Origin of the sequence: Gluconacetobacter azotocaptans, assembly GCF_014174355.1 — a bacterium.
GTDB lineage: Bacteria > Pseudomonadota > Alphaproteobacteria > Acetobacterales > Acetobacteraceae > Gluconacetobacter > Gluconacetobacter azotocaptans.
This window is the reverse complement of sequence record NZ_JABEQF010000006.1, coordinates 141,379-156,575: the sequence shown is the minus strand read 5'-3', so window position 1 is coordinate 156,575 and position 15,197 is coordinate 141,379. Positions and strand designations below refer to the sequence as shown.

Genomic DNA, 15,197 nt, shown 5'->3' with positions numbered 1-15,197 from the left:
AAAAGAACAGGTTGTAGCATTGGACCCTCGGAATAGCCGCCGGCCGCCTCGGACCTCCCGTAGCGATCACGACACGGGCAGCCTTCTATCACGCACCCAAAATCATTTTCGTGAAATTGATGTTCCATTTTTATGAAGAAAATATTTTTTATTTGTATCTTGCTTCGCATTCTCAAATAAAATTTGCAGAAATGCCACGATTGATCAAAATAGACCTCTGGGATTTAAAAAGTCGCCAATGTAGCTACAGCTACACCACCCCAAGCGGGCACGGCTCACCGTGCCAGATGATCCAGCCGCAGCCGCCCCCGCGCGTCGCTCAACCGCGCCGAAGTCAGAACGGCGGACAAGGTGGCGCCGATCATGTTGCCGCTGACGATCAGGCTCATCAGCACGATCTGGTATTTCGACGCTTCGAACGGGTCCATTCCGGCCAGGATCTGGCCCGTCATGATCCCCGGCAGCGTGATGACCCCCGCGGCGGCCATCTGGTTCAGGGTCGGAATCAGCGCGGTACGGATCGACTGCCGGATCAGGCTGTTCATCGCCTCGGCGCGTGTCGCCCCCAGGATCAGCCGCGCCTCTATCGCGGCACGTTCGCGCGAGACCATGGACAGGAGCGTGTTCATCGACAGGCTGGTCGCGTTCATCACATTGCCCAGCAGCAGGCCCGTCATCGGAATGGCGGTGCGCGCCTGGTACCAGGGATGCGGCTGCAGCGCCGTCAGCAGCCCGACCAGCACCACGATAATGGTACCCGTCATCGTGCTGAACCCGCCGATTCCGAAATGCCACGCCGGTGTCAGCCGCGCGACCTGGCGCGACCCGACCTCGAACGTCGCGGCTGAAAACATGAAAGCCAGCACAAGCAGGGTCAGCCAGACCGATGACCGGCCGAAAACGAACAGCAGCACGCTTCCGGTCAGGACCAATTGGACCGCCATGCGTATGGCGGCGACAACCAGCGTGCGGTGGATGCCCAGCGACAGCACAAGCGACAGTGCCGCGCAGCCGACGATCAGCCCTGCCGCCATGAGCATGTCGCCGGTATTCAGCAGGATCGGCGTCATGAATCCACCCCGACAAAATGCCCGTTCGCCAATTCGCGGCGCAGGTCGGCCATCCGCATGGCCTGTGCCGAATCGTGCGACACCAGGACGATCGCGGTCCCGCCGGTCATCACCTCGCGCATCATCGCCTCCACCATCAGCGTCGTCGCTTCATCCAGGGCGGAACAGGGTTCGTCCATCAGCAACGCGCGCGGAGCCAGGCGCAAGCCGCGCACCAGGGCCAGGCGCTGCCGTTCGCCGGTGGACAGACGATGCACCGGATCGTTTAGCACCCCGGCGCGCAGGCCGGCCTTGGCCATCAGGCCGCGGGTCAGCACATCGTCGGGGATATGGTCCAGGACCGAATCCGACCACCAGCCCGGCTCGGCCGGCAGGTACACGACCTGCCGCCGCCAGCGATGGGCCGGCATGGCGGAACAGAACCGCCCGTCCAGCGCCACGTCCCCCTGGTGGGGGTCGAGATCCGCCATCATGCGCAGCAGCACGGACTTGCCGGCGCCGGACATGCCGGTAATGACCAGGCACGCGCCCGCCGGCACGTCGAATTCGAATGGCCCGGCATGGGCGTTGCCCAGGGCGCGCACGGAAAGCCCTCGGGGCAGGATGCCGCCGCCCGACGGAACGGAAATATCGTCGATTACGCTGACACGACCGGTTCGGTTCAGCATGCTCAGGACGCCGGATAGGCGAAGAGATGCTGCCCATCGAAATTCAGGAAGGCATGTTCGGGCGGAAGGTCGGCCTCCAGACTATGTACCGACCAGTCGAGGGACGGCAGATGCCACAGGGTGCGCCAGCGTCCGGCCTCGAACGTCATGTCCATCCGGATCGCCGCATGGCCGCGCGTCCCCCGCCGCACGCCTTCGGGGCGCAGATAGGCGCAAGCCGGCCCCTCATTGTCCACACCGACCGGCGTCACGTCCTGAAATCCGCTGGCACCGTCGAACCCCCATCGCATGTCACGGCGGCGCAGCATGACCGGCAACGCGCCTTCGGCGCCGGTCATGCGCGCGATGCGCGGCGAAAGCGGGTGGCGGTACAGCCCGTCCGGCGCGGCATCCTGCACGATCCGCCCACCTTCCAGCATCAGGACACGGTCGGCCAGGCGCCAGACATCGACCGGATCGTGGGTCACGAACAGCGCGGAACATCCGGTCTCGCGCACCAGACGGCGGATCTGGTCGCGCATGCGGCCGCGTACCTCGACATCCAGTCCCGACAAGGGTTCGTCCAGCAGCAGCAGGTCCGGTCGCGCCGCAAGAGCCCGTGCCAGGCCGACCCGCTGCTGCTGGCCGCCCGACAATTGCGCGGGATAGCGTTCCTCCAGTCCTGCCAAGGACACGTCACGCAACAGCGCACGGGCCCGCTCCCCCCGATCACGCCCATGGCCGGGCATGGCCGTCACGATATTGTCCAGACAGGTCAGATGCGGCCACAACGCATAATCCTGAAAGACCATGCCCAGGCCGCGTCGCTCCGGCGGCACGAAAACGCCCTCGGCGTGGCTGTCGACCCGACTGCCGCGCAATGTCACGCTCCCCGCATCGGGCCGCTCCAGCCCCGCCACCAGGCGGATCAAGGTCGTCTTGCCGGACCCCGAGCCGCCCATCAGCAGCACGAACTGCCCGCGCGGAACATCGAGGGTAATGCCGCGCAGAACCCTTGTCCGGCCATGGGATTTCATGAGTCCATCCAGAGACAGGATATTTTCAGACATTCTCTTGCTCCAGGGTCGGGGCCTTTCCGGACCCACCTGTCCGTTCCAGCCCGGAACCCGTCACCAGACGCGGCACCAGGATCGTCGCAACCGCCGTCGCCGCCAGGCAAATCCCCATCGCGACCAGCGCCAGCCGGGCCTCGGCCCCGTAATGCAGTGTATCATCCAGCGACAGCAGCGTGACACCCAGGGGCGCGCCGCCTGCGGGATACAGGATTTCCGACAAGGGCAGTTCGAAGAACAGGGTCACGAACACCATGCCCCACGCCCAGGTCAGCCGCCGCAGCAGCAGCGGCACGTAGATCCGTTCCACCCGCCGCGCCAGCGACACCCCATGCACGCGCGCGGCCTCGCCCAGCCCGCGATGCAGCTGCGCGAACGGCGCATCGAGAAAGCGGATAGCGATCGGAAGATGGCTAGCGGTATAAGCCAGGATCAGCAGGGCTGGCGTGCCGTACAGGGACAGGACACGACCATTGAACGCGATCACATAGGCGGCGCCGAGTATGACGCCCGGCACCGCCATGTTCGCCGATGTCAGCCACAGCAGCATGCGCGCCACCACACGCCCCGAACCATCGGCCCGCATGCGCCCGCCCAGGATGAGGGCGGCCAGCAGAACGGCGAAGACCGCCGAAACGAATGCATAGCGCAGCGACAGGCCGATCCCGCGCCACCCGTCCCCGTCGATCGACAGGCGATCGCCGGCGCCGGTGTCACCCATGGCCTGCACCGCCAGGGCCAGCAGCGGCACCACCACCCCCGCCAGCAGGACGCCCACCGTCAGACACCATGCCAGCACGATCATACCCCCGCCACAGGCCAGGGTACCAGAACGGTGCCGATGCCCCCCGGCGGTCGTCGTGCCGCGCCGCGCCAGCGCGGCCTGCACCACCAGAGCCGCCAGGGCCAGCAGCACCAGAACCCAGCTCAGCCGGGCAGCCTGGATGAAATCCAGCGGAACGGTCGAGAGATTCTGATAGATGGCATAGATGACCAGCGGGATGTGCGCCTGTGCCCCCAACGTTGCCGCAATACCGAAATCCTGTGACGCGGCCACCATCTGTATCGCGAACATGCTGCCGGCCACGGGCAGCAGAAGCCGCAGCGTCAGCCAAGCGCGCCGCCACGCCGCGGGCACATGCACCCGCGACGCCGCATCCATGTCGGCACCGACCGCATGCCAGCCCGCGCGGGCCGCCACCGACGAAAAGGCCAGCCCCTTGACCGTCAGCAGCGCAACGATCCCTGCTTCGCCATAGAACAGACGACCGACAGGACCATCGGTCAGGAACGGCGCGGCCATCACGATCTGCCAGCCCATGGTCAGCAGGTAGCTGGGCATCAGGAACACGCCCCACAGCGCGGCGGACAGCAGGCCCGCACCGCGCCACCGCCGGCGTTCCAGCAGGAACCCGGCAAGCAGCCCCGGCGGAATCACCAGCAGCCCGGCTTCGGTGCTGAGCCGCACCGTATTCCCCAATGCCTCCGACGACAGACCGAGACCCGATACCGTCCCCAACCCGGGCAGCGGCGCCCAGTCCGGCATCAGCGGCAGCAGCAGGAAACGCGCCAGCGGATAGAGGAAACTGACAGCGATGACGGCACCGAAGAGCGCCGACGATCCGCAGGTGCCCACGGCCCCGATCAAACGCCGCATGCCCCTCACCGCATGATCTCCTGCTGGAACCATCCGGTCACTTCGGCCTGACGCGGTCCCCAGACCTCCGGGTCCGGATGCGACAGCGCGATCGCGCCCGCATCGGGCAGGTCGGGCTGGGCGGGCCGGGTGGTCACGGGCCAGAACAGCCGCTCGGCACCAGGCTGGCGCATGCGCCAGGACTGGATATCGGGGCGCATGATGAAACGCAGGAAAGACGCGGCCTCCTGCCGGCGGCCCGATGGCCGGTCCGCCGCCACCGCCGCGACGGCAGCCAGGACGAAGGCCGGAGAGGGAATATCGACGACATAATCGGGATTGGCGCGTGCCAGGGCCATCGCCGCCGTGCTCTGCACGATCGCGATGCCGATCCGTCCCGCACGCAGGGCCATCAGGACCGACGGGTTGGAGGGCCCGACCAGCAGCCCACCCGCGACCATCTGCCGCAACGCCGCCCGTCCCGCCGGCCAGCCTCCATTTAGCGCCAGCATCCCGGCCAGAAGCGGATAAGCCGGGCCGGACAGTGCCGGATTGGCCATCCCCACGCGCGCGGCCCCCATGACATCGCGCCAGTTTCGTGGCGCATGCGCCTGGTCACGGCGCGACAGGAAGACGCCCGCCAGCGTGAAACCGGTCACCTCGTACGATCCGTCAGCCGGCAGCAGGTCCCGTCCGGTCGGCGTCCAGTCCAGATCCGGCACCATGCCGTGCGCCAGCAGCCCCGTCCGATCCAGGGCCACGGCGCCGTCATCACCCTCGAACCACACCGCATCCCAGCGCGGATGGTGCGCCTCGGCCGACACGCGCGCCAGCAGCATGCCGCCGGACATCACCAGCACAGTCGCCGGCCGGCCGGTTTCGCGGGCATAGGCGGCGACGACGGCCGGTGCCGCGCCGACCGAGCTGTAGATGACCAGCCCCGGCCCACGCCCGCCCGCCAGGCTGGCCAGACACCACAGAACCAGCAGCAGCAGCGCGGCGGCGGCCACACGCACGCCCGTCATGTCCTTCCCGCCATTCCGATCCGGGCCCCCGTAGCCGATGCGACACGATCCCTATAGAATTGTCGCAAACACTACGGAATGAAGGTTTGATGAACTTGATGCCCCCACCTGCCCCGCCTGCTATGTCGGCGCGTTCGTGACGAATCCGGAGGCCTGAAACGTCTTGAAACCCGACCCGATCGCCGAGAGCCTTCGTCCCGATTCAGGACTGACCCCGATGGCGCGCCGGGTGGTACAGTTCATTCACGCCAACCGTCCGCTGGCCTTGGCCAGTTCCGCGGCCGAACTGGCCGAACGGATCGGCACGTCGGACGCGACCGTGATCCGCTCGGTGCAGGCCATCGGATTCGACAGCCTGGCGGCCCTGCGTGCCGCATTGATCGCCAGCCTGACACATGCGCGCGACCCGGCATCGGCATTATCCAAGACGATCGAGGATATCGGTTCGGACCTCGACGACGCGGTGGGCGGCATCCTGCAGACCCATGCGGACATGGCGGCCACCCTGCAACATCCGGCCACGCGGCGGCATATCGCCGATGCCGTGCGGGCACTGCACCCCTGCCCGCGCATCGTCGTCTTCGGGATCGGCCCTTCCAATGGATTGGCGGACTATATCTGCCGGGTCCTGAACCGGAACGGCGTTGCCAGCCTGCCGATCGGCACCACCGGCCGCGCCTTCGCCGACGATCTGGTCGCGCTGCATCCGGGCGACGGCGTCATCATCATGGCCTATGGGACGCTGTATCGCGAAATCGCGCTCCTGTTTCGCGAAGCCCGACGCATGGGCCTGCCGGTCGTGCTGGTCACCGACCGGATCGCGGCAGCCGACGTGCCGCCCGGCACCGTCATCGTGTCGGCAATGCGCGGCAAGGAAGAACATATCGCCCTGCATTCGGCGACAGTCGCCGTTCTGGAAGCCATTGCCTTCGGTCTGTCGGTCGCCCGTCGCGACCATACGGTGGCAACACTGGATCGCCTGAACGATTTCCGGAACCAGATCGAACGGTTCTAAAAACTCTCCTCGAAATGCGCGCGGGTGAGCGAGAGCGGTGCCGAGACGCCTTCCAGATGATCTTGCAACATGCTGCGCTGCAATGGTCATGGTTCAGACGGCTGATCGGCCTGGATGCGTGCCCTGTTCTCGCATGGAAGTGCGATCACGCATTGAGCGTGCCCCCTTCAGGGCGGTCCATTGAGTAAGATGGAATTCACTGCTGAAGGGACGACAGATGCCCTTGAAGAAGCACAAGCCCGAAGAGATCATCGGGAAGCTGCGTGAGGTCAAGATTGTTCTGGACCAGGGCGGAACGGCCGCAGAAGCCTGCCGGCGGATTGGGGTCAGCGAGCAGACTTATTATCGCTGGCGCAAAGAATGTGGCGGCCTGAAAACCGATCAGGCTCGTCGGAGGAAGGAACTGGAGAAGGAGAACGCGCGGCTTCGTCGGGCGGTCTCGGATCTGACGCCGGACAAACTTATTCTGCAGGAAGCGGCGAAGGGAAACTTCTGAGCCCCGCGCGGCGGCGGCGCTGCATCGACCATGTTCGTAGCACGATGGCGGTGTCCGAGCGGCGAGTATGCCGCGTTCTGGGACAGCACCGGTCGACACAGCGCAAGGTGCCGTGCGGGGCGGATGATGAAGAGGCACTGACTGAGGATATCATCGCCCTGGCCAGGCAATATGGGCGCTATGGCTACCGGCGGATTACGGCACTGGTGCATGCGGCCGGCTGGGCGGTGAACCATAAGCGGGTCGAACGGATCTCGGCGTCCTCAGCACCGGAGAAGCCCAAGGGGAACACCGGGAACAATGCGCCACCCCGCTTGAGCGTGCGCAAGAAGCGGCCGGTTTTCGGTCCGCCAACTGAGTCGATGACGAGATCAACGTCATGTGCAACCTCTTCGGGAGGCGTTTTGGTGAAATCGATGAATTCGTCAGCACCGAGATCACGCAGCAGCAATTCATGCTTGCCCGACGCCACGGCGATGACGCGCGCACCCTTCACCTTCGCGATTTGCACCGCGAAGTGCCCTACGCCGCCAGCGGCGCCGTTCACGAGGACGGTCGTGCCCTCGAGCGGCACTGGCTCATGCGTGTTCGGCTGAAGGGGGCACCTCAGAACTAAACACTTAGGAGATCTCGGTCCGAACGCCTCATCTTGCTTGCGGCGACAGCCGCCCCGTACGGGAGAGCAGGACCAGCACCACCCCCAGCAGGCTGATCCCCAGCCCGGCGGCGGAGACCATCGGATAGCCGAACCCCAGCGACAGAACCGCCCCGCCCAAGGCAGCTCCCAGGGCGTTGCCCAGATTAAACGCGCCTATATTGACCGACGACGCCAGCCCCGGCGCATCGTGCGCGGCCTGCATGGTCCGCATCTGCAAGGCCGGCATCAGGGAAAAGCTGGCGATCCCCCACAGCAGGACCCCGACCAGCGCGCCGGCCGGCGTCTGCGCCGCGAAGGGAAAGGCCAGCATGATCAGGCCGAGGATCGGGAAGAAGAGCAGCAACGTGCCGGCCAGCGACCGGTCCGCCGCCCGGCCGCCGATGGCATTGCCGATACTAAACCCGACACCGATCAGCATCAGCGCGACCGTCGCCAGGGTCGCCCCCCCCTTGGTGATATGCTCCAGCATCGGCACGATATAGGTATAGAGTTCGAACATTGCCCCGGCGCCGATCACGGTGATGCCCAGCGCCATCAGCACATTCGGGCGCATGATCGCTTTCATCTCGGCTGCTGCGTCCGGCCTGGGCCCGGCCTCCGCCAATGGCAGGGCGAAGGACAGGGCCGCCACCGCGATGACCCCCAACAGCGAAATGGCGGCGAACGCGCTGCGCCAGCCCAGCGTATCGCCCAGCCAGGTCGCCGCCGGCACGCCGAAGATATTTGCGACCGTCAGCCCCATGAACATGCTGGCCACCGCACTGGCCCGGCGGTTGGCCGCGACCAGGCTCGCCGCCTCCACGGCCCCCAGCCCGAAGAACGCCCCGTGTGCCATGCTGGTCAGGATCCGAGACAGCAGCAACTGCATGTAGTCGCCGCTGGCGGCCGAGGTCAGGTTGCCGATCGCATACAGGATCATCAGCCCGATCAGCGCATATTTGCGCGGATAGCGCGCCAGCAGCAGGGTGACGAAGGGCGCGCCCCCCATTACGCCGAAGGCATAGGCACTGATCAGGCCGCCTGCCTTGGGCACGCTAACATGGACCCCGTCCGCCAGGACGGGCAGCAACCCCATGGGGGTGAACTCGGTCACCCCGATCGCGAACGCCCCGCAGGCGAGGGACAACAGGGCAAGACCGGGCGAACAATCGGCTTTCGACAAAATGACACCTTCTTACGTGGATTGTTCGAAGTAGCTGTTGGTGAGGAATACGAAGAGAAGTGCGAAGATCATCCAGGTGGCAGAGATCATTGCCATCCCGAGGGCGTGCGTCGCGGCGGCAGCGATCGCGATCACCAGCGCGCCCAATGCGCTCACCTGGAAAGTTAAGCTAACGATTCCCATTACCGTGCCAAATCCCGGTATTTTCGCGGCGCGCATGATTTTCTCCTTACTTGGACCGCTGATTCAGGCCAGCCGCCCGCCAGGCGTCCAGCCATGGCTGGGACATGCCCTTACGTGTCGGTCCAACTACCAGAGTGTGCCTCGCCTCGGCGTCCACATCTTCGGAAACACAAAGGGCGACGTCTCCGTCCTGAATACAAATTCGCTCTCGGCCGACAGCGACGACTTGGCGTTTTCATTCTTGCTCATGATCTGCTCCTTAGATGGATTATTTCCCAATCAGGGCACGGGCCTTCGCACGCACTTCGGCGAGTTCCGATTCCGACACCCGCCCCTTCCGCTTAGCCCCTCGGGCTCGCCAGTCGAGTGACTTCACTTGGTCGGCGAGCACCGCGCTCTGCCGGTCGTTGTCGATCGCGACTTCAAAGGGATAACCTTTCCGCTTGGTCGTAAGCGGGCAGCACAGAAGTAGGCCGATCCGATTGTAAGTCGCCGGCGAGAGAACGACTGCGGGACGGTGCCCAGCCTGCTCATGGCCGGCCTGCAGGGAGAATTCGAGCCAGACAATGTCGCCGGCGTCCGGCACGTATGCCGCCATTTCAGAGGCGTTCCTTGCCAACCGGAGCGCCGAAATCAACTTCGGCATGGAGATTTTCCGGCGTAATGCCCGACAGCAGCTCCGTCAGATCATACTCCATGTTGCTGACCGGCTCGATGATCACGCGTCCGCTTTCCTCGCGAACGTCGACCGGCTGATCCAACTTCAATCCAGCAGCCGCCATGACCGACGCGGGAATGCGGATCGACGCGCTATTGCCCCACTTTTTAACCACGGCTTTCATTGCCAACTCCATAAGGTATCGACGACGTCGATACTACGTTTTCGAGTACCCATGTGTCAACGACGTGTCAACGACGTATCAACGTCGGTTTCACGGCTGGGGATAGCCAAGACTCCTTAGCTGGATGTCAGGTGCATATACGACGACGCATTGCTCATCGTGCGGCCAGGTCCCTTCGGGACTGCCACGAATGAACTGCCCCGGGTTTACCGGAGAGTAAAACTCTCGGAGGATGAGCCCTATGGTAGAGAAGAAGACATCGCGTTATTCGCCTGAGTTCCGTGAGCGCGCCGTGCGCTTGTTGGAAGAGCACCGATCAGATTACCCGAGCATTTCTGCTGCCTGTCGTGAGATTGGTGGCAAGCTTGGCTGTTCGGGAGACAGCCTGCACGACTGGTGGAAGCAGGCCCGGCGAGACGCGGGTGCGCAACCGGGACCGACCACGACCGAGAGGGCACGGATCAAGGCGTTGGAACGTGAGGTTCGGGAGCTTCGTCAGGCCAATGAGATCCTGAAGAAGGCCTCGGCTTATTTTGCCCAGGCGGAGCTCGACCGCCCGTTTCGCAAATGATCGCGTTTATTGAAACCTATCGAGCCGATTACGGGGTCGAGCCAATCTGTCACGTTTTGCCGATTGCCCCGTCGACGTTCTATCATCAGGCGGCCATAGCCAGAGATCCGACCAGGGCCAGCCCGCGTGCCCGACGCGATGGGGAACTGATGGAGCATATCCGTCGGATCTGGCAGGATAACCGTGCTGTTTATGGCGCGCGCAAGGTCTGGCACAGCCTGCGACGGGAAGGCCACCCGGTCGCGCGCTGCACTGTCGAGCGCCTGATGCGGCAGATGGGTCTGAAGGGCGTGATCCGGGGCCGGCAGGTCACCACAACCCGCCCGGATACGGCGCGCCCCTGTCCCGATGACAGGGTCAACCGGCAGTTCCGGGCCGAGGCACCCAACCAGCTCTGGGTCTCGGACTTCACCTATGTCCAGACCTGGAATGGCATGGTCTACGTGGCGTTCGTCGTTGATGTGTTCGCCCGCAGGATCGTGGGCTGGAAGGTCTCGACCTCCATGACCACCCAGTGCGTGCTCGACGCCCTTGAACAGGCCATCTGGCAACGAAAGCCCGCTGGAAACACAGCACTGATCCATCATTCGGACCGTGGATCACAATATCTATCGATCCGATATACCGAACGCTTGGCGCTGGCAGACATTGATGCCTCGGTCGGCACTGTCGGTGACAGCTATGACAACGCACTGGCGGAGACGATCAACGGTTTATACAAGGCCGAGGTCATCCACCGTCTGGGGCCATGGAAATCCATGGCGCAGGTCGAGTGGGAAACACTCAGATGGGTGGACTGGTATAATAACCAACGCCTGCTGGCACCAATCGGCTACAGGCCTCCTGCCGAAGCCGAACGGGCCTTCTATGCAGATCAGAACAAACTTGATATCGCAGCCTGAACACTGAACAGATCTCTCTCCGGTAAACCCGGGGCAGATCGTGCGCGGCCGCTTCGTCGAAGGGCCGGGAGCCTCCCGGTTCGCGGGACGCGCGACCGTACCGGCTCCGCGAACTCGCAGACACGCGCTCCGCCGATCCCGTTCCGGTCGCGCTTTCGGCGGGCGATCCGGCCAACCCCTTCGGCATGATTCTGCCATGGCCGCCGCACCGATCCGCGATCCGCCCGACCCGCCGTGGCGGCGCGTTCGTCGTGATCGCCGATGACCGCCTCGTACTCTATCTTACGCAGGGCGGCCGTAACCTGCTGACTTATATCGATGCGGATGATCCCGCCCTCGCCCCCATGCTCAGCACCAGCCTTGCAGCGCTCGCCGCCGCGCTGAAGCGCGAGAAGCATCTCATGTTCACGCTTGAAATGGTTGACGACCGCCCGGTCAGGATGACGCGCCTGGACACCGCCCTGCGCGCCTGCGGTTTCTCAATGGTGCCGAAGGGCCTGAGCTGGCATCAATAGCGCCATCGAGAAACCAACCCGGCCGCACTGTCGAACTCGCTGGCTGCCGGCGCGCGATGCGGACCGACAGCGGTGAAACGAGCCCCATGACGACCGGATGGGATCGTCAGAACTTCAGAGAGGTCTTGACGTAATACATACCGCCATTGAAGCCATAGGGTGAGTTCCCCGCATAAATGAAGGAATTCTGCAGGGCGGCGCGGGATGCCGCATTGGCCTTGGTCGGATAGTGGTTCCCAAGGTTATAGGCGCCAATGGCGAAATGCCAGCGCTTGAAGATATCGTAACCCAGTTCAAGATTCGTGATGTAGGACGGGGCCGCATAGGTCCATTGGGATTGCGTCAGCGAGGGCGAGGCCACCCAGGTATAGGACCCGAACCGCTGCTCCTGCACGCGGACGGAGTATGGTCCCTTGTTCCAGACGACCGTCAGGTTCTCGATGTTCTTCGGCGCGGAATGGATCAGATATTCCTCGTTCGTGCGGTTGAACGTGCTGAGCCCCAGGTCGGCGAGGGTGGAAGGCGTCGCATGATAGTGGCTGATTTCCGTATCCGCGATATTGACCCCGAGGCGGAACTGGAACGTGCCGGCGCCCCCCCCGTGCCACGTATATGCCGTGGAGATGTCACCACCATTCGTGGTCGTGTTGACCGGATTGCTGTAATAGGACGCATACAGCACGCCCGGCAGACCGGCGCCCGCCAGCAGGTTCTCGACATCCGTCCCGCCGAATTGCGACGTGTTGAACAGGCGATCGTTGATCGAGATACGATACAGGTTGGCGGTCAGGGTCCAGTTCGGCAGCAATGTCGCATCCATGCCGACGCTGAAGCTGCGCGATTGCTCGCCCTTCAGGTGGGACGCGCCGAGGACCTTGGCCCAGGGCGAATTCACCGGCAGCTGGGCCGTCCGGTAGGTCGGATAGGTCGTTTCGGCGAAGAAGGCTTCCTCCGCCAGGGTCGGAGGACGATAGCCGGTGTTCGCATTGGCGCGCAGGGCGAAGTTCTTGCTGAAATTGTAGCGGGTCCCGATTGACCCCGTCGCCGCGACGCCTTCGTCGCTGTACCCGACCGCGTGTCCGCCGAACGTCCACTCCCAGTTCCTTGTCGCGTACAGGTCAACATTGACGGAACCATCATAGATGTTGCGCGACAGCGTCCCCCCCGCGGCGGCGGGAACACCGAATTTATCGACAGCGCCCGCCGAGACGGCAATCCCCTTGTCAGGACCATCCAGCACCGGAACGCCGCCATTGAGGACCGACGCCGCGTCGCCCGGATTCACCTGGTACATATCGTGCCGATATTCGAAGCCATAGGACAGGTTGATCGGACGCGGCAGCAGGGCGGTGTGGAAGAATTTGGTCGATTTCAGGCCCACCGACAATTGGGACGAGATGAACTGGCCGGTATAGAATGTCGTCGGGCTGGCAACGCCCATGGTGGGATTGTCGGTGTTGGTGATCCAGTTGCTCATCTGGTCGCGCCCGTAATTCACGTAGGCGTCCCACTGCATGTCCAGGAAATTGGACGACCGGATCCCATCATTGACCTGGAAGTCGTTTTCCGTTCCGAGCCACAGCGGCTCCATGCCGTTCGGATGCAGCGCGCGCACGACATTGTCGTTCGACGGCGCACGATAGGTTTCCGTCTCGGTGATGTCCTTGTGAGCGTATGTCGAGGTGTTGTAGAACTCGAATTGCGGCGACAGCGGATACGCCATGTTGATGCTGCCGGCTTCCAGCAGCGTTCGCGGCGTACCGGCCAGGCGCTGGACATCGCGGTTGACCGTCTGGTTCAGCGGATTGCCCGCGAAATAGAGATTGCCCGGATAATCGCCGGACCGATTGGTGGCCAGCTGGTTGGTGACCTGCCCCGCGAAGTTCAGGTAACCGCCGGAATGTCCCAGGCGGATGCCGTAATCGGCATTGCCGTCGAAAGACTGGCCGTCGCCCGGATAATAGCCGCTGTTCTGCAGATTGAGCGTCCCGCCCTGCGTATTTTCCTTGAGCACGATATTGACCGCGCCCGCCTCGGCATCCTGGCCATACAGCGCGCTCGCCCCCTCGGTGATGATCTCGACATGGTCGATCGCGCTCATCGGAATCAGGGACAGGTCCGCGGGATCGGTGCCGTAATTCGGTCCGGCCTGATAATAGTTGAAATTGGCATCCACGTGACGGCGCTTGCCGTTGACCAGCATCAGGGTCTGGTCGGCGCCGAGATTGCGCAGCTGCATCGTCTTGTTGAAGCCGTTTCCGCCGATCCCGCCAAAGGGCGACGACGTCACCGCCGGCGAAAGCTGGGCGATCGCGGCCAGGATGTTGGTCTGTCCGGTTTCATGCAACTGCTCGGCGCTGTAACGATAGACCTGGACGGTGCTGTGTTCCCGCGTCGAGGGCGACAGGACGGAATTGCCCGGCACGGCGGCGGCCTGCACCGTAATGGCCTCGCTCTGCGCCCTGGCGGCCGCCGCACGCCGGGCGGCGGCAACCGGCGCATGGGCGGCGGACGGAGCCGACTTCTTCCGCGAAGCGACGGCCTGCGTTTGCGCCTGCGCCGCATATCCTGACAAAGCGAGCATGACCCATACCGCACATGATGCGGCGTACTCTTTCTTACCTCGCATATGTGCCCGGTATAGTTTCGTCATATCATTCTCCAGAAATTTCCCTGCGTCCGGCATGGGAACGAACATGATAGGTCCCGCGCGACGGATCTCGACCGCATGGTCAAAAAAGATTCATGCTTATGAAATAACGATAATATCCACATGACCATCGGCGGAAGCGGCCCGCACTGCATCCCGGAACCGCTCTCCGTTCCGGATCCATTTCGATGCGAAATCGAAAATTAACCGTCTATTACAAGAACAGGCAAGACAGAATTCAGAAATGGACTTGATCACTTTTATCTATCAAGCCATCCCGGCGTTCCGCCGCGGCCTGTCATATATTCCGCTCATGGAACCGGAGAGGCAAACCGCGTCGACAGCCTCACGTCCCGTATGACCATCTTTCAATTCCAGAACAGAAAGAAACCGCAGGATGAAGGCGAACCGGATGGCCAGGCCCCTCTCTCGCGGACGGCCGTCATCTGCTTTTCAGCATAATGACGACGTTTCCACATGGGAATAATTATTTCCTTATCTGTTATTATAATGTTTTCTTATTGATCCAAATTATTGAAATAAATAAGTTATTTTATCGCATGGTCCAATATGCTCTGTCGGCCGATATCAGGAAATCGATCGTGTCCGTTTGTCCCGCTCATGGACGGAACATTACCAAAAAAAACCGCATTCACCCGACGATCGCGAACAAACGGCACGTTCATGGTTTTTCAACTGGAAAATCGAAATTCCCTGAATTTTTTAAAAAAATCATGGCAGAATATCCTGGG

The 15,197-nt window shown here is 63.2% G+C and carries 14 protein-coding genes, 1 pseudogene and 1 other annotated feature; of the genes and pseudogenes, 4 read left to right on the top strand and 11 right to left on the bottom strand.

Annotated features, from left to right (window positions below; translation table 11 throughout):
- Positions 1–275 precede the first annotated feature (275 nt).
- From HLH34_RS10120 to HLH34_RS10100, 5 genes are read right to left on the bottom strand one after another with little or no spacing between them, the layout of a single operon-like run.
- The gene (locus tag HLH34_RS10120; protein ID WP_183119457.1) at positions 276–1,070 is read right to left on the bottom strand and encodes an ABC transporter permease; all 795 of its coding nucleotides are present in this window, start codon (positions 1,068–1,070) and stop codon (positions 276–278) included.
- Positions 1,067–1,738 (bottom strand): ABC transporter ATP-binding protein, encoded by a 672-nt coding sequence (locus tag HLH34_RS10115; protein WP_183119456.1) that lies wholly within the window; start codon positions 1,736–1,738, stop codon positions 1,067–1,069. Before HLH34_RS10115 ends, HLH34_RS10120 begins: the two co-directional genes overlap by 4 nt.
- Before the next feature lie 2 nt (positions 1,739–1,740).
- Complete coding sequence (locus HLH34_RS10110; protein ID WP_183119455.1) at positions 1,741–2,754, bottom strand: ABC transporter ATP-binding protein; 1,014 nt, start codon at positions 2,752–2,754, stop codon at positions 1,741–1,743.
- A gap of 25 nt (positions 2,755–2,779) precedes the next feature.
- Positions 2,780–4,447, bottom strand: coding sequence for an ABC transporter permease (locus HLH34_RS10105; protein WP_183119454.1), 1,668 nt, complete (start codon positions 4,445–4,447; stop codon positions 2,780–2,782).
- A 5-nt stretch (positions 4,448–4,452) separates the two neighbouring features.
- A complete protein-coding gene (locus tag HLH34_RS10100; protein WP_183119453.1) occupies positions 4,453–5,451 on the bottom strand; it encodes an ABC transporter substrate-binding protein in 999 nt (332 codons plus the stop codon).
- Between the two features lie 163 nt (positions 5,452–5,614).
- Here HLH34_RS10100 and HLH34_RS10095 point away from each other — a divergent pair, with 163 nt between their 5' ends.
- Both HLH34_RS10095 and HLH34_RS10090 read left to right on the top strand, forming a co-directional pair.
- On the top strand, positions 5,615–6,466 hold the full coding sequence (locus tag HLH34_RS10095) for a MurR/RpiR family transcriptional regulator (RefSeq protein ID WP_183119452.1): 852 nt from the start codon (positions 5,615–5,617) through the stop codon (positions 6,464–6,466).
- Between the two features lie 217 nt (positions 6,467–6,683).
- Positions 6,684–7,216 (top strand): annotated as a pseudogene (locus HLH34_RS10090) (transposase); the annotation flags it as partial.
- On the opposite strand, the gene HLH34_RS10085 reads toward HLH34_RS10090, so the two are convergent.
- From HLH34_RS10085 to HLH34_RS10065, 5 genes are all read right to left on the bottom strand, one after another.
- Positions 7,147–7,509, bottom strand: coding sequence for a zinc-binding dehydrogenase (locus HLH34_RS10085; RefSeq protein WP_264784188.1), 363 nt, complete (start codon positions 7,507–7,509; stop codon positions 7,147–7,149). The pseudogene HLH34_RS10090 and the gene HLH34_RS10085 overlap by 70 nt on opposite strands.
- Before the next feature lie 97 nt (positions 7,510–7,606).
- Positions 7,607–8,782: an MFS transporter gene (locus HLH34_RS10080; protein ID WP_183119451.1), complete on the bottom strand. Its 1,176-nt coding sequence runs from the start codon at positions 8,780–8,782 to the stop codon at positions 7,607–7,609.
- A 12-nt stretch (positions 8,783–8,794) separates the two neighbouring features.
- Complete coding sequence (locus HLH34_RS10075; RefSeq protein ID WP_183119450.1) at positions 8,795–9,001, bottom strand: hypothetical protein; 207 nt, start codon at positions 8,999–9,001, stop codon at positions 8,795–8,797.
- A gap of 232 nt (positions 9,002–9,233) precedes the next feature.
- Positions 9,234–9,563, bottom strand: a complete 330-nt coding sequence (gene mazF, locus HLH34_RS10070; protein WP_183119617.1) for an endoribonuclease MazF — start codon at positions 9,561–9,563, stop codon at positions 9,234–9,236.
- 1 nt (position 9,564) lies between these two features.
- Entirely contained in the window at positions 9,565–9,819 is a 255-nt protein-coding gene (locus tag HLH34_RS10065) for an AbrB/MazE/SpoVT family DNA-binding domain-containing protein (RefSeq protein ID WP_183119449.1), read from the bottom strand.
- 229 nt (positions 9,820–10,048) lie between these two features.
- Here HLH34_RS10065 and HLH34_RS10060 point away from each other — a divergent pair.
- Both HLH34_RS10060 and HLH34_RS10055 read left to right on the top strand, forming a co-directional pair.
- Positions 10,049–11,280, top strand: a protein-coding gene (locus HLH34_RS10060) for an IS3 family transposase (protein ID WP_183119448.1) whose coding sequence is annotated in 2 segments (ribosomal slippage) — positions 10,049–10,340 and positions 10,340–11,280 — 1,233 coding nt in all. Because the reading frame shifts where the segments join, the coding sequence is not laid out codon by codon here.
- Positions 10,333–10,449: a sequence feature (AL1L pseudoknot), on the top strand. It overlaps the preceding gene by 117 nt.
- Before the next feature lie 251 nt (positions 11,281–11,531).
- A complete protein-coding gene (locus HLH34_RS10055; protein ID WP_183119447.1) occupies positions 11,532–11,795 on the top strand; it encodes a hypothetical protein in 264 nt (87 codons plus the stop codon).
- Positions 11,796–11,901: 106 nt separating this feature from the next.
- Here the strand turns inward: HLH34_RS10055 and HLH34_RS10050 are convergent, their stop codons facing one another.
- Positions 11,902–14,379 (bottom strand): TonB-dependent receptor plug domain-containing protein, encoded by a 2,478-nt coding sequence (locus HLH34_RS10050; RefSeq protein ID WP_244959831.1) that lies wholly within the window; start codon positions 14,377–14,379, stop codon positions 11,902–11,904.
- Positions 14,380–15,197: the final 818 nt, after the last annotated feature.

What these genes read in the sequence shown, in the direction of transcription:
- HLH34_RS10105 (WP_183119454.1), bottom strand. Translation starts at nt 4,447, where the DNA reads ATGCGGCGTTTGATCGGGGCCGTGGGCACCTGCGGATCGTCGGCGCTC.
- HLH34_RS10075 (WP_183119450.1), bottom strand. Translation starts at nt 9,001, where the DNA reads ATGCGCGCCGCGAAAATACCGGGATTTGGCACGGTAATGGGAATCGTT.
- HLH34_RS10110 (WP_183119455.1), bottom strand. Translation starts at nt 2,754, where the DNA reads ATGAAATCCCATGGCCGGACAAGGGTTCTGCGCGGCATTACCCTCGAT.
- HLH34_RS10050 (WP_244959831.1), bottom strand. Translation starts at nt 14,379, where the DNA reads ATGCTCGCTTTGTCAGGATATGCGGCGCAGGCGCAAACGCAGGCCGTC.
- HLH34_RS10120 (WP_183119457.1), bottom strand. Translation starts at nt 1,070, where the DNA reads ATGACGCCGATCCTGCTGAATACCGGCGACATGCTCATGGCGGCAGGG.
- mazF (WP_183119617.1), bottom strand. Translation starts at nt 9,563, where the DNA reads ATGGCGGCATACGTGCCGGACGCCGGCGACATTGTCTGGCTCGAATTC.
- HLH34_RS10065 (WP_183119449.1), bottom strand. Translation starts at nt 9,819, where the DNA reads ATGGAGTTGGCAATGAAAGCCGTGGTTAAAAAGTGGGGCAATAGCGCG.
- HLH34_RS10100 (WP_183119453.1), bottom strand. Translation starts at nt 5,451, where the DNA reads ATGACGGGCGTGCGTGTGGCCGCCGCCGCGCTGCTGCTGCTGGTTCTG.
- HLH34_RS10115 (WP_183119456.1), bottom strand. Translation starts at nt 1,738, where the DNA reads ATGCTGAACCGAACCGGTCGTGTCAGCGTAATCGACGATATTTCCGTT.